This is a genomic window from Siphonobacter curvatus (assembly GCF_002943425.1).
GTDB classification, from domain to species: domain Bacteria; phylum Bacteroidota; class Bacteroidia; order Cytophagales; family Spirosomataceae; genus Siphonobacter; species Siphonobacter curvatus.
In genome coordinates this window covers 111388-134828 of sequence record NZ_PTRA01000006.1, presented here as the reverse complement: position 1 = coordinate 134828, position 23441 = coordinate 111388, and the positions used below count along the sequence as shown (strand labels likewise).

At 40.5% G+C, this 23441-nt stretch carries 13 protein-coding genes; 9 read left to right on the top strand and 4 right to left on the bottom strand.

Going from position 1 to position 23441, the window contains the following annotated elements:
- Positions 1–313: 313 nt before the first annotated feature.
- The 4 genes from avs1a (at position 314) to C5O19_RS22110 (ending at position 8555) form a co-directional block, all read left to right on the top strand.
- Positions 314–1510, top strand: coding sequence for an AVAST type 1 anti-phage system MBL fold metallo-hydrolase Avs1a (gene avs1a / locus C5O19_RS22130; protein ID WP_104715570.1), 1197 nt, complete (start codon positions 314–316; stop codon positions 1508–1510).
- On the top strand, positions 1507–7320 hold the full coding sequence (locus tag C5O19_RS26100; RefSeq protein ID WP_104715569.1) for a serine protease: 5814 nt from the start codon (positions 1507–1509) through the stop codon (positions 7318–7320). The genes avs1a and C5O19_RS26100 overlap by 4 nt, the downstream gene beginning before the upstream one ends.
- Positions 7317–7553, top strand: coding sequence for a hypothetical protein (locus tag C5O19_RS22120; protein ID WP_133163426.1), 237 nt, complete (start codon positions 7317–7319; stop codon positions 7551–7553). Before C5O19_RS26100 ends, C5O19_RS22120 begins: the two co-directional genes overlap by 4 nt.
- Before the next feature lie 348 nt (positions 7554–7901).
- The gene (locus tag C5O19_RS22110) at positions 7902–8555 is read left to right on the top strand and encodes a DMT family transporter (protein ID WP_317046528.1); all 654 of its coding nucleotides are present in this window, start codon (positions 7902–7904) and stop codon (positions 8553–8555) included.
- A gap of 16 nt (positions 8556–8571) precedes the next feature.
- On the opposite strand, the gene C5O19_RS22105 is transcribed toward C5O19_RS22110, so the two are convergent.
- From C5O19_RS22105 to C5O19_RS22090, 4 genes are all read right to left on the bottom strand, one after another.
- On the bottom strand, positions 8572–10398 hold the full coding sequence (locus tag C5O19_RS22105; RefSeq protein WP_104715565.1) for an alpha-amylase family glycosyl hydrolase: 1827 nt from the start codon (positions 10396–10398) through the stop codon (positions 8572–8574).
- Between the two features lie 67 nt (positions 10399–10465).
- Entirely contained in the window at positions 10466–12316 is a 1851-nt protein-coding gene (locus tag C5O19_RS22100) for a DNA/RNA non-specific endonuclease (RefSeq protein WP_104715564.1), read from the bottom strand.
- A 75-nt stretch (positions 12317–12391) separates the two neighbouring features.
- Entirely contained in the window at positions 12392–13492 is a 1101-nt protein-coding gene (locus tag C5O19_RS22095) for a DUF2235 domain-containing protein (RefSeq protein WP_104715563.1), read from the bottom strand.
- Between the two features lie 137 nt (positions 13493–13629).
- Positions 13630–13905 (bottom strand): hypothetical protein, encoded by a 276-nt coding sequence (locus C5O19_RS22090; protein WP_104715562.1) that lies wholly within the window; start codon positions 13903–13905, stop codon positions 13630–13632.
- Positions 13906–14566: 661 nt separating this feature from the next.
- Between C5O19_RS22090 and C5O19_RS22080 the strand changes: the two genes are divergently transcribed.
- From C5O19_RS22080 to C5O19_RS22060, 5 genes are all read left to right on the top strand, one after another.
- Positions 14567–15313, top strand: a complete 747-nt coding sequence (locus tag C5O19_RS22080; protein ID WP_104715560.1) for a WecB/TagA/CpsF family glycosyltransferase — start codon at positions 14567–14569, stop codon at positions 15311–15313.
- Between the two features lie 610 nt (positions 15314–15923).
- The gene (locus tag C5O19_RS22075; RefSeq protein ID WP_165796101.1) at positions 15924–16796 is read left to right on the top strand and encodes a hypothetical protein; all 873 of its coding nucleotides are present in this window, start codon (positions 15924–15926) and stop codon (positions 16794–16796) included.
- A gap of 355 nt (positions 16797–17151) precedes the next feature.
- Entirely contained in the window at positions 17152–18048 is an 897-nt protein-coding gene (locus tag C5O19_RS22070) for a glycosyltransferase family protein (RefSeq protein ID WP_104715558.1), read from the top strand.
- 158 nt (positions 18049–18206) lie between these two features.
- Positions 18207–19670, top strand: coding sequence for a right-handed parallel beta-helix repeat-containing protein (locus C5O19_RS22065; protein WP_133163424.1), 1464 nt, complete (start codon positions 18207–18209; stop codon positions 19668–19670).
- Between the two features lie 1459 nt (positions 19671–21129).
- On the top strand, positions 21130–23421 hold the full coding sequence (locus C5O19_RS22060) for a GumC family protein (RefSeq protein WP_104715556.1): 2292 nt from the start codon (positions 21130–21132) through the stop codon (positions 23419–23421).
- Positions 23422–23441: the final 20 nt, after the last annotated feature.

Genomic DNA, 23441 nt, shown 5'->3' with positions numbered 1-23441 from the left:
TTATCTTATCGAAAAGATCATCCGTCTTAGAGATACATATTCCAGAACTCGGTCAAATCATGGAGATGATTACCTCCATGAGAAAGGAGCTTGACTGGATTAGAGAACTACTGGAAAAGAAGAATGGATCTAGTAAAATGCCTATGAAGGGGGCTGTCGCTTATAGGAGGGTAAGTTCGGCCACTATCAATACAATGGAAACTAAGGCTGTATCATCCCCAGCACCGAGCCATAGTACACGTAAGAGTTGAGTACATTTCACTACCTTTAAGCACGGTCGTTAAATAAAAGAAATTATTTAACTTGAGATAAAATGAACATTAATATAAAAACATATCCAGCTAAGAATGGCGATTGCTTCTTAATAAGCTTCGGGGGGGTAAATGATAGTAAAAAACATTTGATAATTGATTGCGGATATGTAGATACCATAAAGAAATATTTGAAAAAGGATTTGATAAGAATTGCTGAGAAAGGGGAAGTAATAGAGAAATTGATTATAACCCATATAGATAAAGATCATATTCAAGGAGCTATACGGCTTTTAAAAGATAATAACTCTGAGGCTTTTATTGAAATTAAGGAAATATGGCATAATACATTTAGACATCTACACCATAATGAGCAAACATATATTGATAATAGCCAAGAAAAAATACTTAATCAGATAACTCAGAAGGGGTATGCAGTAAGGAAAGGAGACATGTATGGGCAGCAAGAAATTAGTGCTATACAAGGTACAACAGTAGGAGCACTGATTTTACAAGGTGATTATAACTGGAATACTGATTTTGATAGAAATGCAGTATCAATAGATTATAAAAAAGAAATAAGTATAGATGAAAATACTCAAATAATTCTATTGTCACCAAATAATGAAAAATTAGGAAAATTGAAAATTCTCTGGAAAAATGAATTAGAAAAATACGGTACCAAATATGAAGAAATTAAATCTGAATTGTATGATGATGCTTTTGAGATGCATATGTCTTGGGAAAAAGACATGCTCAAAAAAAAATCACCCCATATTTCTTCAACTAAAGAGTCCATAGAAGAATTATTACTAAAACCATTCGACGACGACACAACTATAACAAATGGAAGCTCAATTTCTTTTATTTTAGAAATCCAAGAAAAAAAACTGTTATTTCTTGCCGATGCACATCCTGATATAATAGTACAATCTCTTAAGGAATATGATGAAAAAGGATTAATAAAATTTGATCTTATCAAAGTATCTCATCATGGAAGTTTTCATAACATCAATAAAGACTTACTAGATAAAATTGACTCAACTAAATATATTTTCTCTACAAATGGAGATAACCATAATCACCCACATAGAGAAACGATTGCCCATATAATAAGTCGTCCATCAAAATCATGTAGAGAACTATATTTTAATTACATCACCGAAAATTCCACATACTTTGATAATGAAGAATGGAAAAACAATTGGAATTACTCTATTAATTATTTAAATCAGGAACCTTACACTATAACATTATGATTCCAAAAATACTCGATCCAAAAAATATCGAAAGTGCTACTGTAAGAATTACATGTGGAAAGAAAACAGGTACTGCCTTTTTTGTATTTTCTAGTAATGAAAGACAGGTGTTATTAACATCTGCACATACCGTCTCTGAAGAAAATCCTATCTGCATACGCTTTGAGGACGGTACAATTATAAATGCAGAATTAATTGAAAAAATAGATAGTCGAGATGTAGCTCTTCTTTATACTAATATTAAAATAACAGATAAAATTAGCTTTCTTCCATTAAAAAATACAGAATTACGTTACAATGAGAACTGGGAATCATATGGCTTTCCAGTAATAAGAGTAAATTCAGGCGGAAGATATAATGGTACAGTTTCAAGAATAAATCATGGAACAAAATGGGATGTGGATTTGGAATGCAGTCAATACTCTAATCTTGAACAATTTGATGGACTATCTGGCTCAGCATTAATTATTGATGGTTTTGTTGTAGGTGTTATAGGGTATGATAATGTAGGTACTCTGGGTGCTACAAGCATAAAAAGCATTAGTGAGTATCTAATAAAACATGACATTCAAACCTTAATTAATAAAGATCAATCTATACCAAACTCAATAGAAAAAGACATATCCGATAGCACTCCAAACCTAGAAGTTATATCAGAAATAAATAATGTAATTAGAGCAAATATTTCTTCTAGTTATTTTTTAATCACTGGAAATCCAGGTTCAGGGAAAACCACTATTGCAGCACAATTAGAACTAGAGGATAGCAAACATGTAATTGCAGGTCGTTTTTTTGTTAAAGTACCAGACAACGAAGAATATCCAACACAGATAAGAGCAACTCAGGAGTTTTTCATTAAGTGGATAGAAGAAGCTTGCTACTATGCATTATTTAATAACTTACCACCAAAACCTTTAAAAGAAATTTCTTTAAATGAAAGATTAGCAAATATACATCAAATCATACATCAACTATCAAGTTATTATAATCAGAAAGGGGAAATAGGATTTCTGATAATTGATGGTTTAGATGATGTAAACAAACTTAGAATAGCGGATTACCTATCTGTCCTACCAGGAAATTTACCTGCAAACTTTAAAATAATCTTGTCATGCACTTCAATTGACATATTACCTCTAACGTTAAAAGGATCTATAAAGAGTTCAAATATTATAAAAGTAACACCTTTATCAATTCAAAGCGCTGAAAAATTCTTATCTCAACAATTAAAAGATAAGCAACTTAAAACTACCCAAATAAGTCAGCTTGCTCACAAATCCGAGGGACATCCGCTATACATGCGGTATCTCACTAAAAATTTATTAGAAAGCTCTGAATCTGATTCGATAGATAGTTGGATTGATTCAATACCAGCAATCGGTGGCGATATTGAAAATTATTATATAAAGATATGGGAACAGCTTGGTGAACAAACTGATGAAATTTGGTTGGTATCTACTTTAGCACGATTAAGAATTCCTGTTGAAATAGATACTTTACAAGAACTTTTACCAGAATCGACTAAACATAGTTTTATTGTAAGTTTTAAAAGAATACAACATTTACTAAGAGACAATGACTCTCTAAGTATCTATCATACTTCTTTTTCTGATTATGTAAATAAAAATAGTAAAAGTATTAATATTATAATTCAAGAAAATATTTCTAATTTTATTATAAAAAACCCTCAAACAAGTTTTGGTATTTCTGAACGGGTTTATCATTTGGCAAATGGTGATGAGAAACTTAGAAAGATGGCGATAGATGAATGTAATCAAAAGTGGGTAGATGAATGTACATTAAATAGCGTAAACCCTGATGTTGTCTTAGCTGATATAAAAACTTGTTTAAGTATTGCAGCTGGATTGGGCTTATCGCATAAAGTTATTTCATTATTACTACTTTCTAAACGAGTAAATTTCAGATATAATACTCTATTTTATGAAAATGCATATTTTCTTGTTAATGCTTTATTAGCATTAAATAAACCAGCAGAAGCAATCAGATATATTATTCGTAATGATACATTAATCGTAAGTGATGGTGACGCTTTGAGCTTATTATACAAATTTTATGAATATGAAGCCTACGATGAAGCTGAAATTTTATTAAATGTAATTAATCAAACTTGTAAGAACATATTAGAAAGCAAATTAGATGATGAATCATTAAATCGTTTTATTAGATTAAAGTTTAAAGCTGTTACTCTATCTGCTAGCCATGATTTTGAAGCTGCAAATACAGAGTTTTATACTATTTTAGGGAACATCATTAAAATGATAAAATACGATGAAAATCATGAAGAAGAGGTCGAAAAATTTAAAGATGATGTTGGATCTTACAATCACGGCTATCTTATATGGAGACTTAATTTACCTCCATTCGTCAAAACGGTAGAAGATTATCTTAAAGGTGACTCTAGATTCAGTGGTTATATTGCTCTATGCATTTATGAGGCTTTAAATTTTCAGGCTAAAAGTCCTAATAAGGTAGACGATAGTTTTTTATTGGATTGGATTACAGATTTAGAATATTCAATTGATAAATATGGTATACATTCTGACTATTATTTCATTTGCTTACATGTGCTTACAAAGAAATCTAAGCGAGTTGATATTATAGAAAAGATTTATAAAGAATTTTATTCAACAGAAATCTTATTTGAGATAAGGGAAGAAAATGGAGTAGATCTTAATTATCAGCAGATACACAAGTACAGACTACATAAAGAATGTTTAGGATTTTTTGATGCCACTAACTCATACCCACCATTACCAAATTTTAAGTATGACTTTCACGATTGGGAAATCAATATTAAATCTACTTTTGATTATTTATTTTATATTGTAGGTAAAATAAAACGTTATAAAATTGATAATAATATATCCGTAATTAAATCACTTGAATCAAATATAATACAGTTAATCGAAAATTTAATTCCTGATCTAAAAATTAGAATGTATTGGGAGCGTAGCTATGCTATACCTGAAACAATATATCCATACATATATGACAATTTAGTAAACCTTCTTGTAGAGCATTTGCCTGAGCAAGTTAAGATATTTATTGATAAAATCACTGGTGAGAAATATTATCAGCTTGGCTTATATACTGAGGGATACATTGAAAGCCTTTTCATTATAGCTAAAGACCTTATTAAAAATCCTGAGCATGAACATTCAGCTTTTAAAATAATTAAAACATTAGAACAACACATTTTAGATACAACAGAGAATAGATGGGAGAGAAATGAATACTTATTAAGACTAGTAGAACTTTACGCTCAGATAAATAACAACATTAAAGCTAATTCTATCTTTAAAGAAATGATTAATTATTCTATGGGTCCCTCTTGGTATAAAGAAGCGCAGTTAGGAATAATCAATACTGCAGTTTCAAACATTATTCCAAAGGGAGGAGATTTTACATACTTACAAAAATTCGCTGCTCATTTACATCACGCTTCTGGAGAAATGACATTCCAAAGATATGTTAGGGATCAACAAGCCGAGTTTGTAGGAGATTTAGCACAAGTTGGATTAATCAATGATTCAATTAATTATTTTAAATATTTATTATTCCCTGACTATGAAACAATTCTGACTAATGCGGAATCAGGTAAAGTAGATATGCCATATAAGGGTACTGGTTACGTATTAGGTGCAAAGGCAATTGAAGAACAGAGTGGCATATTGAATATGCTTCTGAATATTAATTGCAAGGGCTCTATGGTTGCTTGGGGATTAAGTGAACTCTTCATACTAGGTGATGATCGATATTTAAGCGGATATGCTAAAGTTCAAGCTAATATTTTAAATTATTCCGAAAATGAAGTAGTGGATAATTTGGATGTATTATTTAAACGACTATCTAAGTTTGTAATCACGGAAGTGAATGACGAACTCCGAACTGAATACCTCCAATGCCTTATAAACGAACTAAGCTTATCAAACATTGATAGATTAAAAAGTTATTTAGAATCCGTTGGGATGAGTCCTACGCATAAATTAGAAAGCACATTAGATAAAGAGTCTCTTTTAGAAGACGATGACCCATTAAATTCATTAATTGATGCTAAAAAATCCGCTCAGGGCAAACTTGATGTTGAGAATAAAAATGGTGCTAGAATAATTATAATAGAGGCTTTGCAGAGAATACAAGATCAAAAATATGGCATATGGTCAAACAATTACTCTCATAAAATAAATGAAATTAGGGATCTTTTAACTGAAAGCTATGATAGCCCTTCTGAATTAATTAAAGATATTAAAGATTTAATTATTAATGAACCTTATTCTGAAGAATGGATAATTGCAAATCGAATAATAGAATTTCTAAAGAAAAGTGATGATGAATCTGAAAAGCAGTTAGTGTTGTCATCTGTACTTGAACATATAGATTTAATGGTTCGAACGCCAGATCATATGTTCAAAAAATATGACTGGTTAATAAATAACAAAGGTACTCATTTATCATCTCAGGAAGACAAGCTTTTACTTGAATTTCTAATATGGTTTTTAAATCATCCATCATTAATTGTCAAAAATAGAACGATTGAGATATTAACATGGTTAGGAACTACTATGTCGGAAACAATTATTTCTGCTTTAGTAAGTGAAATAATCAATGATGGATATAGTATATCTAAAGAATTATCTGCATCCGTTATTCATCAAATTTCTAAATTGAATCCTCCTGGCTTTTCAGAATCATTTAAAATTATTTTAGACAATAATGAAACAGAATTATTTAAGGTTAAACATTTTATGATTAACAACACAATTCTTGATTCACTCTATGAATTAAGAAACAATAGTGATACGAATTTAGATATACTAATCAATAAATATGAGCAATTATTTGCATTAAATAATACAAATAACGGAGACGTTTTTTTTGATCAGGATTACTTAGACTCTGTAATGGACATCCTTGTTGAACTAAATGATCTTGAGATTTTAAATAAAAAATTTGCAATAACACTTTTAGATTTAATTGATAAATTATCCCCTCTACCTATTAAGGAGACTAAGAAGATTGATGGTTATATTAATAGAAGCTTCAACGATGACTATGAAATAGATTTAGTATCTGATTTTGATACAATTCTGAGATATTGCATCAATATTGCCATCAGCCCTTGTGTATTATTTGAAAATAAAGAAAATGTAGCTAATATCTTAAGATTTTATCAACCAACATTTCCAGAAAATAAACTTCATGTCAATATCACTCTAATAGAAGATGACTTAATACTTGCATTAAATAATATTTTTGATAAAAGATATATTGATTTTGACAAAATTACTATTAATAAAGAATTCCCCTTAAATTTATTCTATAGTAGATTTGTGGACACATATAGTGAATCACATTTAAGTATAGAACTTACATCTTACCTAATTCCCATTGAAAAATATAAAGAAATTGATATTTATTATTCAGAACCAACATTCCCAGCTAATTCTTATCCCCATTTTCTTGAAGATTATAAAGATATCATTCCATTGTTTGTTAAAAGTATGCATGTGGGTTCTATCACGGGAAGTGAGTTTGTACCTTCTGAATTAAGTCTTTATATTGATGAAATTTTGCCTGAATTTTCAAAAAGTATATCTTCAATGTATTGGAGACGAGGACGAAATTGGGACACTAAGTATAAAGGAGTAGCCCAGCAAACTGCTTTTTGTACGACTATACCTTTCAATTTACTTGATTCAATTAAGTCAGATTATAAGTTGATTTGGAAAGTCGTTAGAAATTACAATATCATGTATATTAATGTATTTGACCGAAAAGTATTAAAATGATGATTATTCCCAATAGTAGAAAAGAATTCGAAAAACATTTAAACTTACTTGCTGAAAGTGCAAGAACTAAAAAGTTAAAAATGCCTTTAATTCCTAGGCTAATCAACGGTTTATCTAATGCTAAGTTTTCGCCAAATAGGAGAATTAATTTGTCAACTATAGATGAAACTACTAGGCTATTAGCAAATACTTTAAACACCTTCGATAAAGACAAATTTAATAATAATGAATAGTAGAAAGGAATTTGAACGAAATATGTTCCTATTACAGGAAGGATTCAGAAGAGATGAAATCTCTATTTCAAATTCTAATGTTAGAACAATTAGAGGTATACAAAATGCCAGATTATCCCCTAATCAGAGAGGTAATTTGAATACTGTAGATGAAATGGCACGATTGACAGCAACTATGTTTAACAACATGATGCATGTCAATCGTGAGAAACACTAACATGGGCTTTCATTAGCTTAACCTTTAATGATCCAGAAATTTGTTTTTTAGATCATTAAAGGTTAACGAATTATGTTTCTGCATTGTTTCACATGTTATGAATATTATTTATATTAACGCATTAATAATCAATAGATTATATATATATTAAGATTCTTTTAGATATTGCCTCCTGGAATCTCTCCATTCAGTATTCTTCAGCAACCCAGGCCAGCTTGCTTACGAATCTGTCTCCGATTTGGGTAGGGCTGACTTCTTTTTTGTTTCTGCCGCAAAAGCCTAATCGGTTTTTCTGGCTGGGTGTGGTGGTCGCCCTGGCAGGGCTGGTCCTTTTTATGGGGTTTCAACTTTTTGCGGACCTGGCCTTTGATCGAGGATTTGGATTAGGCCTGCTCTCCGGGATTTGTTACGCCGCCTACCTCATGCTCAGCAAAAAAGTACTGCGAAATGTTAACATCCTCAATTTCATGGCCTGCATGACCACCGTTGGGAGTATCTTGCTGCTGTTTTTGTGCCTTTTAGGGGGAGAGAAGCTAAACGGCTTTTCCACTCTGGTTTGGGAATCGTTGTTGACGCAGGCATTGGTTTGTCAACTCCTGGGCTGGTTTTCGGTGAGTTATGCCTTGACGCATATTCCCGCTCAGCAGGTGTCCATTAGTTTACTCAGCCAGGCCGTTTTGACCGCCCTCCTAGCGTGGCTGCTGCTGGGCGAACAACTCTCTGCTTGCATGATGCTGGGTGGAATCCTGTTGCTGACGGGGATCGCCATTACTTTCCGTAAGTAAATTTTTGAAAGGATCGCTACTGCTTTTTATAGAGGACGAAACCACCCGGCGGCAGAGTAAGCTGAACTGCCTTACCGTTACGGGCTGCGACTGACACATTCGTAAAAGTAGCCTCTGGATGGTTAGTGTACAGACAGGCAAGTACGTCGCCAGTGGTATGGAGGTCATTATCTACGGTGACCCAGGCTGTTTGGCTTTGATTGACGTCGGTATTGAAAGCACAGAGTACTTCCTGCGTATGCAAAATCCGGGACCAGGCTACGACCGACTGCATGGACGCTCCCCAAAGACGCGGATAACCAAAATGGGTGCCATCGCCGGAAATTTCCCGCAGGTATTGCCGACCCCGTCGCAGGGCGATTTCCTGTTTGCGTACCGCCAGTAGCTTGCTAATTTCAGGAAACCAGGGGCTATCCTCCCGAAAAAAATGCACTCCTTTGCTACGAAAGGCTCCGAAGGCTCCCCCAAACATACTCTCCCGGATATAGCGGTCGTGGGCACCGTGTCCGTCAAACGCCTGCTCCGTTCCGTAGTACAAACAGGGAATACCCAGCGAAGTAACATTGAAACCGATCACCGCCAATAATTGCCGGGAGCCCATCGCATCGGCACAAAAACGAGCCTTTTGTGGCCCCTTCCGTACCTGATCGTGATCGTCGAACAGGGTAACTACCTTATTCCGAAACCAGCTGTGCGATTCTTTCTGAACTAATTCTGAATTGCGAAACAAACTGAAGTATTCCGCTGGGTTACGGTAGCCTTTTACCAGGTATTCCAGTTTGTCGGGAATATCGTCGATACCCAGTGCCGCATCGAGTCCCGTAAGTTCCAGCGTGGTAAATGCCCGCTGACGACCGCCCGTTATTTCTCCGATCAGGTAAAAATTTTCCTTGCCGATTGCTAAGGTAAATTCCCGGATGACCGAAGAGAAAAAACGGGTCGCTCCCAGGTCCATGTGCTTTACGGTATCGATTCGAAAGCCATCGAGATCCGCCAGGGCAATCCAGTATTTATACGCTTCGGCGAGGTGCAGGAGTGCCTCGGAAGGCCGGTAGGCATCCAGAGGTCCGTAACCGTGATGAATGTCTTTCAGGGATTCGAAATCGCCTTCCAAAAATTCCGGGTCGTGATCCCAATACTGAATTTTACCTTTTCGGGTAAAGGTTTGGGGCTGCTGGAGTTCGGAGGGCCACACGGCTCCATCAGGCCAAGCTCCGACTGCTTGCGGAGCAAAGGGTAATGTAGGCTGCCCCTCCGCATTTCGATATCCGCGTACCGGAAAAACCGCACCGCTGGCGTATACGGGTTGTCCGGTTTCGTAGGCAAATACGTCACCAGAATGGTTTAAAATAATATCCAGAATTACGTAGATGCCGTGCTCATGGGCCGTTTCCACGACGTCGATTAAGTCCTGCTGCGTTCCGAAGCGGGGTTCGATTTCCAGAAAATTCTGGATTCCGTAGCCGTGATACGTTTCCTGCGAGGCGACTTGTTTGAAAACCGGACTAATCCAGATCGCTGAAATTCCTAGGCGTTTCAGATAACCGATCTTACTTTTCAGTCCACGGAGCGTTCCGCCCACAAAACGTTCGCCTGCCTGCTGCCAGGCTTCAGCATCGGGCGTCAGGGCATTACCGGCGTCTTCAGGTTGGAAACGGGGTGTTTGTCCTGTAGTAACGAGCTGGCCTTCATTGTTCAAATAGTCCTGTTCCTGCCCATCGGAAAACCGGTCGAGTAACAGAAAATACAGGACCTGATCTTCCCAGGCCAGCGGCGATGGATGGTACGAAGGGCGAAGGACCGCCGGAAGCGAAAGCTCGCGAAAGGATTGAATCGGTTCCATAATCAAATCAGTATCGAAGGTCTAAGAAATGATTACTCGTTTTTTCGCCGTGCTTCCGCTCCTTTTCCTACCACTGAATATCCGAAAGCGACGACAGGGGTTGCCGTTCAACTGGAGCCAGCATCCCACGCACCTCCAGAGCAAAATCGTCGGCGTTTTTCAAAAGGTCCGAAAGTGTAAAACCCGCTCGTTGCTCAAGTTCCGTCAGACTTACCTGGTACACTTTAAAGGCATCTAAATTCAAAAAGGATAAATCATTGAGATTCTGCGTAAGCAGGAATGCCCTGACTTTCAATGTGCCCGCTTCTACATAAGCCAGAATTTTATAAAATTCACGTGGAATGGCTACGCCGCGAAAGACCTGATCATCCGTTCGGAAAACGGGTCCGCCGATGACACTTACTTTTAAGTGATCCACCTCCGTTTGTTCGAATACGGCATCTTCCAGTTTCCCCCAGATTCCACCCTGCGAACTCTGGTTGAAATTGTCCATCTGCGGGGTAATGTTGGTGAAGAAAAAGGAGTCTTTATTGGCTTGCTGAGCTTCGGCCATGGTGCCCCAGATCAGATCGGCCCGTCGGGCAATATGTCCCCGATCCAGACGATTGCTGGCGTACAGCGAATCGCCCACCTGGTATTCGGCGGGCAAGCGGGGGTCCAGTGCGAAGCTCAGGTTTTTACGCGTAATTTTCTTGAGGTTTCCGCCGTCAATATTCCAGGCTACCCAATAGGCAAACCGTCGGGATTTACTCATGGCGAGGGAAAAGTGCGTATACGGAATGATTTCGGAACCCCCGAGCAGAACCGCATCCAGTTGCTGATCCGTCGAAAGCTTGGGTACAGCTACTGCCGGTCCAAGAAAAGCAGGGTTAAACCCTAATTCGGGCGGAAGTGCGTGCTGGGGCGGTACTAAACTGATGTCCAACTTCTCGAATACCGAACGCGGATAACAGGCCAGGGCATATTGCTCGGGACTCCCCGAAGACTCTCCCGCAAAGTGTAAGCCCGCCAGAATCGGACTTGGTTGTCCTTCGGGTGTTTTGAAAAGCCAGATTGATCCCGAGTCGCCAGCCTGACTCAGCTCCCCAACCGTGGGTGCATGATCCGGGTCCAGACTGATTTCGAAGCCACCAATCGACTGCTCCCCGATTGGAAATCCGTAGTTGATTTTAGCCATCGTATGCACCCGAGTCACGATGCCGTGTGTCACACCCGAGGTTCGTCCGCTCTTCACGACTGTATCCCCCAGTTCGGGTTCGCCGAGTTGATTCGGTACGACGTCCAGTTCAAAAACGCTAGCATCAAAATTCCGCGTTTCGATACTGGCGATCGCACAGTCTCCCGCAGCTCCCAGGTGTGAGCGTACCAGTCGGCCCAGTCGATTGCGTTCGATCCGGTTATCGTCGTGCGGCCCTGGCTGTACAATCGTATCGCCGAGTTGTCCCAGCGGACCCTGCAAAATGTGCCAGTTACTCAGCACGTACGGGGTTCCGTCCGTTCGTCCGTATACGATGCACCCAAGGGTACCCGCCGAGAGTTGATGATGCGATACGCTGATTCCCGGAACGATAGGATCCAGATGAATTTTGCGGGGGTTGGATACCCGTTCATCCACCACCAAAAACGAAGCCTGGAAACTTCGCTCCAGTACATCGGTCGGGACTTCCTGACCATCCACTACGATGGCCCCGGGAATGAGTATTGTGCCGAGCGAAGGCAGCACTTCCGGCTGTACTTTCGTTTCGACGGTAAACTGGATGACTACTTCCCGGCTTCTTTTTCCATCCACACACTTATACCCTATCCCAATGGAAGAAATGTTCTTGTCCAGTAAATAATCCGCTCCCCGTGTCCGGACAAACTGTTTGAGTTTCTCCATGAAGTTCGGGGCGTACGTTGCTTGGTTTTGCTGAGCCATGAGATCGGATAAAAGTTAAGGCGACTCTCCTACAACGCTCAAACGCCCGGCTTGTTTCCAGCATCCGCCATTGGTTTACACTTCCGCCAGTGAGACCGACGGCCGGGTTACTCTGACCTGGCGGAGCACCCGCCCGGCATCGTCCACGACATCATATTCGACGGGCAGATTGTCGGGATGGTACTTAGTAACGGGATGGTGCAGGCGATACAGAACGGATTCGTGCAAACGGGGGTATAGTAGCTTCGTCTGGTCCCGCGTTGCTTCGGCGGCGGGAATCGTACGACTTCCGTTTAAGAAAGGCAAGAGTTTCCAGGGCATACGCCGATGCGGCCAGTGAAGAGTAGCCAGGGCGTCGTCGAGTCGGGCAATGCTTTCAAGATCGGTAAAATCGTTCAGTAGTAGACCATGCACATACGCCCGTTTCATCATCCAGCGAAGCGGGAGGTTAGCCATGCGTCGTTTAGTATCGGGATCGGATTGGTATCCGCCTCCCACATCTGAATGGGCTCCGGCGAACCACACTTGCTCCATGCGATCTAATCCCTCGGGCGGACTCCAGCGAATGGGTTTGAACAGACTCCGACGGCGATCATCAATGGCCAAGGCCTGACAGGCATACCGCACCTGACTCGATAGAATGGTATCCCGGAAATAGTCGGGTAAGGGGCTCAAGTATCCTTTTCGTAAAACGGTACTTACGGTATCCCAAACGCCCAGGAAATGTACGTCTACGGTTCGCGAGAGAATGTCCCGGAAGTTTTTGGCTTGCCCCTCATTATTCCGTCGCCGGAATATTTTAAAAGCATAGTCGATGAGATTCGTATTTCGTTTGTGCAGAATGCCGCATTTGGCGAGGAGTCCCGTCAGTACGCGAACGGTATAGGCTCCCCGACTGAAGCCGAAGAGGTAGATACGGTCGCCGGCTTCGTAAAAATTCATCAGGAATTCATACGCCTGCTTTACGTTTTCGTCTACCGTCCAGCCCGTAATCTGGTCCCAGCCATCCAAGAACGAATACCCGCGAGTGCCCACGCCCGGATCGTAGTAGGCAACCTGCCGTTGCGAATCAACATCCTTGAGGTGGCAGAACAACTGCATAACATTGGAGGTACGGTTCGGCTCGTCAAGCTCGTTGGCCGTTCCATCACAACAGATGATGATGTTTTTACGCATAGCGGTTGAAGGTATCCAGGCAGCAACCTGAATGGCCCTGCCTTCCAAAGATGAATAGAAAACGTTTCCTTGCCTTGAGTCTGTAGGCTTTTACGAGCGAAACTAGCCCTGTGCTTGAAGAATCATTTTGGACGGCTTTACTGACAGGGTGTATTGTTGAAATCCTCCAAGGTCTGTTTCGAGACACCCGTGTAATACGTGGGGCAAGTTTTGAAAAGATCGTTAATCGCAGCTTTGTAAGCCTCGCAGGTATTTTTGCCCGGATTGCTGACATAGGCATTGGCGGCGGCAGCTATCTTGTCCGCCTGGTTTTCGCAGGCGTTCGTAGCACCGGGACCACTTTTCGAACAGCTCATCAGGCTTAAGAACAGAATGCCTATTCCGAACGCATACACGCTTTGTTGCTTTTTCATAGGATTGATAGATTTGGTTGAACGTTTGCCGGTCCTTACCCGGTGGCAACAAAGGTAACGGTCGCCCAGGAGGAGGACCAATCCCCAATTTGAGGGACGGAGTTGACAAACGAAGGAATTGCAGAAGAGTCCTGGGTGGGGACGTTTGATTTCAGTAATCCCTCCGTTGAAAACTTTTACAAACTTTTCTCAACTTTATATCTGCAGAAGTATTCGTTTTGTGAAACGGCTAAATCCGAAACAATCTACACCTACAATAAGGTTCTATTGCAAAATAAAACTAATGAATAGTAGGCATTTACAATATTATTAGATTAATTTAGCCCCGCTGAACAAGCACTTTACTCCGCCCCTCCCCTGGCCTGTTCAGTCCCTAATTCCCTAGTAGATTGCCCTTGAGGTCTGGCTGATTCGCCCACTTGTATGGACGTTATTTTCCAGTTCGAAAAACAATATGGTTTGCAGTCGGTTTAAGTATTCGCCAACTAACCGGAGCAAACCGGATTCCATTCCTCTTCGTCGGCCGCCACCGCCGCAGCTAAAAGTACCCTCGATCCGTCATCAAGGGTTTTGAATTCCCATTTAGCCAAGTGTTTTCAGCGATTTTGATCGCCAGAGAATTTCTGTGTAACGTACGGATTGAGCTGTTTACCCTCATCTCATGAAAAAGAAACTTATTAGTATTGATTTGACGACGGGTCATTATGCCAGTTTCATTGATCGTCAGATTGCCATGGCCCAACAACGAACTTCAGCCTATACCTGCGTTTCAAACGTACACATGCTGGTCGAAGCGTATCGGGACGCATCCTTTGCGGAGGTGGTGAATCAGGCAGACATGGCTACTCCCGATGGAAGGCCCCTTACCTGGGGACTTAAACTCATTCACGGATACGATCAGGAACGGGTCGCCGGGCTTGATTTGATGCCCGACTTGATAGCGGAAGCCGAGAAGAAGGGTATTGCTGTGTATTTCTACGGAGGAACGCCCCAAATGCTAGAGGCAACCGATCGATATTTAAAAAAGACCCATCCTCAATTGCAGGTAGCGGGTTATTACAGTCCTCCCTTCCGACCCTTAACGTCCGCCGAGGAGGATGAAACGGCAGCCATGATTAATCGCAGTGGAGCCCAGCTTGTTTTTGTAGCACTAGGCTGTCCTAAACAGGAACGATGGATGGCCGCTATGAAAGGAAAAGTTCAGGCAGCCATGATTGGTATTGGAGGGGCCTTGCCCATGATGGTAGGCTTACAATCCAAGGCACCTAACTGGATGCGAGCGTCCGGATTGGAATGGGTTTACCGTTTTATGCTTGAGCCCCGTCGCCTATTCAAACGTTACGCCATCACCAATAGTACGTATATCTGGTTAGTTACGCGGGCAATGCTTCAACCCAAAGCTTCTTAGCTAGAGGCGAAACAAGCCTTACGGATAATTGTCACGAACTCAAAATAGTACATTTTACGTCGAGATTTTGTGAAAGTTAAACGTAAATTTTCGAAGAAAAACAGGCAGATATTTGGCAGTATTGGTTTGAGTCTTTAACTTAACACCGTCATACTGAGGATATACCGCCGTTTTCTTCACTTTACATCCGTAATCTTACCGCTCATAAGATTAGTTATATTTTAATTAGCCATTGTACAATAGTATTTTTTGTTTCAACAACAACTGATATAAAGTGCATGGTCCTAGCATCTCAGTTTTTCAGTTTTGTTGGGATGGATTTTACCCTACCAGGAAGAGTTGAATTAAAGAAGCGAACGATTACGGGAGATAACTTCCCCACTATACGTTCATTTTGAATTGGCATGATTATTGTATGTTAATATATTGAGTATTTGACCAGGTATACCGCTACAAAACTTGGTGAATGTTCTGAAATAACATCAACCGCTTTTTTCCATACTTTTTCCGCCAAAAGTAGGACAGTCGTTTGCGAAATGTTCGATACTAAACTCTTTGACAGACTTGCTTTCTTTTGAGCAAAGGCTGTTTCAAAGAATACGGAAGAAGTATGTCTATACGAAAGCCTTATTTTAGTAAACTATCCCATGACCCTGTTCCGAACAGCTTTCATAGCTTTTCGGCCGAATCTACACGGGTACCTGCTACTCATTCGGGGATGTGCCCCATAAGTTCTTTACAACAGACAGATGCTTTGCGTAATTCTTCAATCGAACAACTAAAACCTTGTCTGATTGAACATAAACTGCATCTTGAACTCAGCACAACAGTCATTGACTTTCATCCAGTCAAGGTTTCGAAACCTGAATTTGCACTCCTGACCGTACAACCTGACGCAACAGTTAAATCTATTTCTATCCACAGCGACCGCCCTGAGTTATTCCAGATAGCAAGCGATCAATACCCCGATTACCGAGCAAACTCGCGGATTGAAGCATCCAACAAAATAACGTATATACACATACGTTATTTAAGTAGTCAATCATTTCCGAAGCCACAGTCTGCCCTTTTATTTATCCAAGCGGAATCAGAAATCAGAGAAGTGGCCTTAATCGCTCATCCAACAAGTCGCTGGACAACCCTGAGCAGATCGTACATTGGTGGCTCGCTACTACTAATTAGCGGTCTACTTTTCGGAGTGTATACTGCTTATCAGCACCAATGTGAGTGGTTCCCGAGCTTCTGTCAGCAAAAGCAAGTACAGGTCCAACCTATACTCACCTCCGTACCGAATACGCTTAAAACAACACTGGCGGAGGTTGAACCAAAGAAGCTCGATACCTCAGAACCTTTTAAAAACGCAAAAGATCGTTCCTTTCAAAACCGTCTAATACAAGTCGCTCAGTTAGTTCAGATGAAGCTTCATCTAACTAAAGAAAGTAAAAAAAGAGTACTGAATAGCCACTCTGAGGAACTGATTTAGAAAATGTACTGAGGACTAACTAAAATACGGAATTAGGTATAGTCAGCATCTGATACTTGAGAGTCTGGATAAACTTAACGTAGATAATAGAGCGGAGATACGATTTTAGTAATTAACAATAAAGTAAACATCCATAGGCTAAATATGGCCATAGCTATTTAATAAACATAAAGTGTATTTATTAATCGATAATAAATAATTAAAGCATGTAATAACTTAAATAATTATCTAGCAAATAACTATCTAATAATTCAACGCAAAAGTTAAGTTGATAGATACCTTTTCAAATCCAGTACGAATGTAAAATAAGGGTAATGACTATACCCGATAAACAACCTAAATTTTCAAAATACCCATGAATGCACCCGTGATTTTATTTGCTTACAAACGGGCCCGAGAATTACGAGCTACCGTCGAAGCTTTGCAAAAAAACCATTTAGCTTCCGAAAGTGATTTATTTATTTTCGTAGATGCCCCTAAAAAAGCGGAAGACTGGCCAAAGGTGTACGAAGTACATCAAGTGCTTGATGAAATTACCGGGTTTAAAAGTATTTATCGGGATTATGCCAAATCCAACATTGGCTGTGCGGATTCTATCATTCGTGGCATTAGTTATGTTTTGAACCGCTACCCAACGGCTATAATTGTAGAAGACGATTTGATCACTGCTCCTAACTTTCTGGATTATATGAACCAGAGTTTAACGCAGTACAAAAACGATAAAAAAATCTATTCAATAGCGGGCTATACGTTTCCTTTCGAACGCCCTAGCGATTATCCCTATGAATCCTACTTTGTTCCGAGACATAGTCCTTGGGGTTGGGCAACTTGGCGGGATCGCTGGTTGTCGATTGATTGGGAATTAGTAGATTATTCTGAATTCAGTCAGGATAAATCCCAGCAACGAGCCTTCAATCAGGGTGGATCAGACTTAGTAAAAATGCTGGAAGATCAAATGGAAGGACGATCGGATGCCTGGGATATTCGTTTCTGTTATAATCGTTTTAAAGGGAATGGATTAACCGTTTACCCAACGGTTTCTAAGGTACAGAATATTGGCTTTGGAAACGAGGCTACTCACACGAATATTTACAACCGCTATAAAACTACGCTAGATCAAGGTTCGCAACGGGAATTTAAACTTTCGACGCACGTAGAAACTACGCCTTATTATCACCAGAAGACCTTACAAAAGTATAGCGTGGTCACTCGTATTTACAACAAACTCAAAACATACGCCGGGATGCGTTAAGGTATTTTCTGTAATGGATCAGGGGTTTTATACGTGATCCGTAATCCCTTGGTATAAGCCATGTATATAATCTTTTATAAGAAAAAGTGCTAGATTATATACGGTTCATTACCAACCTGAAACAGGATTTACTGGTCCCGATTTCCCATTCAAAAACCATGAAGAAACTACCACATATGGCAGGGCTATGTTCCCTGATGATACTTTTTTGTATCAATGCTTCCTGTAAAAAGGCTGATGACAATTTTAACGAACCGGTCGAACAACGGACGGATACGCTTACCATTGCTCAGTTAAGAGACTTTGGTTCACTGCCTTTACCGAGTCGGATTTACATTACTGATGCTCGGAAACAGGGCCTTTTTAATCTAGATCAGGGGGACCGAAAAACCGCCGATAACTTGGGTGTAACGTTGGTTACTAGCCACGGAATTCGCTACAAACGCGAATATACGGGTCCTGCCAATGCACTATGGTTTGATGTGCTCCCCTCCGATGATGATATCGGTCCTGAACTTCAAAACGCGGTTAATGGGGCTGATGATGTCTTTATTCCGGATGGATCGTACCGCCAGCGAACGACAGTACGGCTGCGGAGTAACATGAAGTTACAAGCTAACCCGGGCAAGGTACTGATTACCTTACCCGCCACGTATGTATCGCTTGCCAATGCCATTGACCCTAAAATAGATTTGAACAATGTGGTGATTGATGGCTTGTCCTGGAATGTTACGACGCGGGAAAATGGCACATTTGGCACCATTTATATTGACAGTCCTAATGTGGCTAATTTAACCATTCAAAATTGTACGAGTAAAGATTATGATTCCAAGGATAGTACGAACTGGCTAACCTTGAAAATTCCTGCGGGAAAATCGGCTGAAAATATTGTGGTTAAAAACAATGTCGTACGAGCTAGACGTATGGGATGTGAGATTTTCAATCACGATAATTACAACAAATACGTTGGAAAAAATATCGAGGTCAGTAATAATACGTTTTACGACTGTCATTTCGGTATTTCCCTCTCGGGACCTATGGAAAATATCACAGTTGAGAATAATACTGTTAAAAATTGCAGCTTGTACGGCATTGAAATCGCTGGTGCTTTACGTAATGTAAAAATCAATAGCAATAAATTCGAAGGGAAGTTTGATAAGTTCTTCATTGGCTCTAATGATGGAAACGGAAACGGGAGTGTTACAGGAGGAATGACCATCACGGGTAACGAAACCATTGGACGTTGTACGGGAGGAATAGCTCTATACAACGGCGGAACGTTCGCTTTTGCGAATAACAAGTTCAATATGACGGGTATGATTGAAATTTCGCACTCATCCAATGGTGGATCGTTTAATGATAATACAATTGAAAGTATGTCTAGTAAAGTTATTATCTGTGACAATACGTCCAATAATCGTTTTACTAACAATAGTATTTCCAACCGTAATGCCTCTGCCAATCAGGCTATGTTCATGGCTTACGGAAATAAATCGCTGAATCATGTTTTGACTTCTAATCGCTTCACGAAAGGTCCAGGAGGAAAATATATGGAAGGTGCCGATGGAGGTACTTATAAAGCTTCTGACAACCAGGATGAATCAGGTAGAATAGTTCAGTAGGTTTTATCTTTCTTCTACACGTCTATATAAAGTTCAAAGACTTTACATGGACGTGTTTTTTTATGGGTAGCGGTCTCAGATTTGAACAAATGTTTACCAGCAATGAAACTGTCATTAATAGACCAAACATGGACAATCTGTTAACTTTTATCGATTATATTGTTATAATCCAATAATTAAACGATTCTTAATGGCATATACTTAATTTATCAGTGTAAATAGGAATATATTGTTTTTATTTATGATAATTATAGGAGTGTAGAAATAATACCTTATTAAAGGGAATAATTGTTCCCAATTTTACATTATTTTTTCACTAATCACGGTTAATTGGTAAAAAATCTATTATATTTATACAGCCGCCTCCGCATGAAATATGGCCCGTTTTTTTCGAATATTAGTGATAAGTTGCTAAATATTAACCTTTTGTCTATTCTTTAAATAATTCAATTCATTAATCAGACATTAAATTGACCGTCTCCCTTACGTATAGTAGTTAAGTTGGCATGAACTTTTAGCCTTTTTAAATGGTAAAGAAAATTTATTTATTAGGTTTGTTCATTCCGCTCCGAACAAACGTATATTTACAAATCCTTTACTAACTTAGTACTCCTGTTAACACAAAATGAGCTTTCTGAATACATTAGTTGCTCATTAACAAAAGTGTCTATTTCATTCCATTACTCCGCCAATTATCCTTATCTACCCGCCAGTAGTTGGTGCTCCGCCGGTACCGAATCCTGCTAGTAGTTTCGCCACTACCTGCTATTTGTTAAGTCCGCGTGTATAGATTAACTACTGTATTTAATCAGATTCCCTATTTCCTTGGAATTGGGAAATGATTTTTTTACTGGCCTGTTCTTCTAGTCCTCGTGTACTCAGCATTTCGACATTCTATTGAATACGAACCCTACGTATTCAATCGGTACCGTGTTGTCTATTGATCATCCTTTTTCTTTCATCCTATTAAAGGGTTTATATGCCTTGCTTTAGGTCAGAATGTATTGTGTCAACTCATGAATAGTAGATCGTTTTTCCGCCTATCGAAAAATATTTCGTACGTTTTATCCCTTCATGCTTATGGTTGGAAAACTACTCTGATCTATACGCCTACCCTTGCACGTACTGCTTTTACAACCCTCGCTTATCGTAACTTTAAGTCGGCCGCAATCCAGACTTTTGTAAAAGCAGCTCGTATTAGGTCTTTGATCAAAACGAAATCTTTCCGCTTAAAGGTGATAAGCTTCGGCCACCTTACAGGCAATGGGCGTTTCACTTCTCTACATTCAAGCCAAAAGCTTCTCTCTCAGTCATTTATGCTTGAGCATCAGAGAGTGCTTGTCTGTCATGTTGCGTGTCATGCCCGCCTCATTTACTGACGTTTACTCAAGATCTTAATCATTCTGTTTTAGCGATCTGTTAGTAAGAATCATTTCCTACTCACATCATCTGAATACGTATGCAAGCCAAACCAACTCCGCCTTACGAATCTTATCAAGTAGTCGATTCTAAGAATATCAATCTTAGGGCTTCCTTACTTCCTTATTTGAACCGATGGCCCTGGTATGTCGTATCGCTCGTCCTGACATTGGCAGGAGCATACGTCTACCTTTTATTTAAGCAGCCGATTTATCGTAGTGAGCTAAGTTTGTTATTACAGGATGAAAAGAAGGGTAATGTTCAGGCTAATCCGCTTAAAGAACTTGACGTCTATACCTCCAAAAAGGCCGTTGAAAATGAGATTGAAGTCCTAACCTCTTCCTCGCTCATGGGCCAAGTAGTAGATGCCTTGCAACTACAGACCAAATACTATCACCAAACCTCATTCGGTAAGCGGGAAATCTTTCAGGAATCGCCCGTGACTGTTCTGGCCGAGAAGCCCAAGAATGCCCTGTATAAAAAACCGCTGGAGCTGAGTTTTGTCAATGAGAAGCAGGTGAATATCGACGGAAAGATCTACCCGCTCAATACAAGTATTCAATTGCCTACCGGTCAGATTCGCGTACTTACCCGGCAGGCGGTCAACGCTCAGACCGAGCCCTTGATTGTACAGCTCCTCCCGCGAAATGCTGCCATCAAAGGCTATTTAGGCAATATGAAAGCGGAAGCTACTAGCAAAACTTCTTCCGTAGTACACCTGAAACTCGAAGATGCAGTACCCGAAAAAGCCGACGCTATTCTGAATAACCTGGCTAAAGCGTACAATGATCGGACGCTAGCGGATAAAAACCGCGTAGCGACGCAAACCATTCAGTTGATTGAAGACCGACTCCGGGCGGTATCAGGCGATTTGTCGAACGTAGAAAAACGCGTCGAACGATACAAGTCGGCTCGTTCTATTACCGATTTGGGTACGCAGGCAGCTACTTTTCTGGAATCCACCCAGCAAAATGACAATCAGCTGAATCAGGTAAATATTCAATTGGCTACGCTGAACGATTTACAGAAATTCATCAGTACGCAATCGGATGAGCAGGGATTGACACCCGCCACGATAGGGCTGAACGATCCGGTACTGCTGGGACAACTCGACAAGCTTTCCCAATTGCAGTTACAGCGGCAGCAACTTAGCCAAACGACCACGGATGCCAATCCCATGATTAAAGGTATGGACGATCAGATCCGGTCCACACGGCAGAACATCAGCCAGAACGTACAAACGATGAAGACCATGCTGCTCAATTCCCAAAAGCAGTATGAACAGAAAAACGCTCGGCTTGAAAATAGCATTCGCGACATTCCTCAACAGGAACGCTTACTGATCGACATTACGCGTCAACAATCCATTAAGAATAACCTCTACAATTATCTGTTACAGAAACGCGAAGAAATGGCCGTTGCCTTCGCCGCGAGCGTGCCCGAGAATTATACCATCGATGCGGCTGAAAGCGGAGCAATGCCCGTGAAACCCGTAGGCGTGGTGATTTACGCCCTATTTGGTCTGATCGGTTTTCTGGTACCCACGGCAGCAATTGCCAGCAAAGGAGTTCTCAATGGTCGCGTGATGCGTCGGGTAGACGTGGAAGGCGTAACCCGCGTTCCCATCTTGGGTGAAGTCATGAAGAAGCGGGAGAAAGATCAGCTTGTGATCGCTCAGCACAGCAAATCGATTATCGCCGAACAGATTCGTTCCATCCGTACTAACCTTCACTTACGCCGGGGTGGAATGGACGAAAGTCACGTGCTTTTATTTACCTCTAGTATCAGTGGTGAAGGGAAGTCTTTCATCTCCATGAACCTGGGAGCGAGCCTAGCCCTGATGAAGCAACCGACCGTCATCTTAGAGATGGATATGCGGATGCCACGCATTCACCAGGTGTTCGATGTGCAGAATGATATCGGAATCAGCGACTATCTTAACGAAGAAGCCTCCCTCGAAGAAATTATTAAACCCGTTCCGGGCTACCCGAACTACTTCGTTATTCCGAGTGGTCCACTGCCGTCTAATCCCTCGGAATTGCTGAGTGGTCCTCGACTGCCCCAGCTCCTTCAGGAACTACGCGAACGCTTCTCGTACATCATCGTGGATGCTCCTCCGGTAGGTATTGTCACTGATGCCCAACTGGTTTCGCCCATGGCCGATGCCACCCTGTTTGTGATCCGTCATAATGTAACGCCCAAAACGGCCCTCAAGGAACTGGACGTTTTGCATCGCGAACGCCGCTTCAACAACCTCAACATTATTTTGAATGGTGTAGCGGGTGGCGAATCGTACCACTACAACTACAAGAATAGTTACTCGTATAAATAGCGTTTGCCTTCATCCCATAA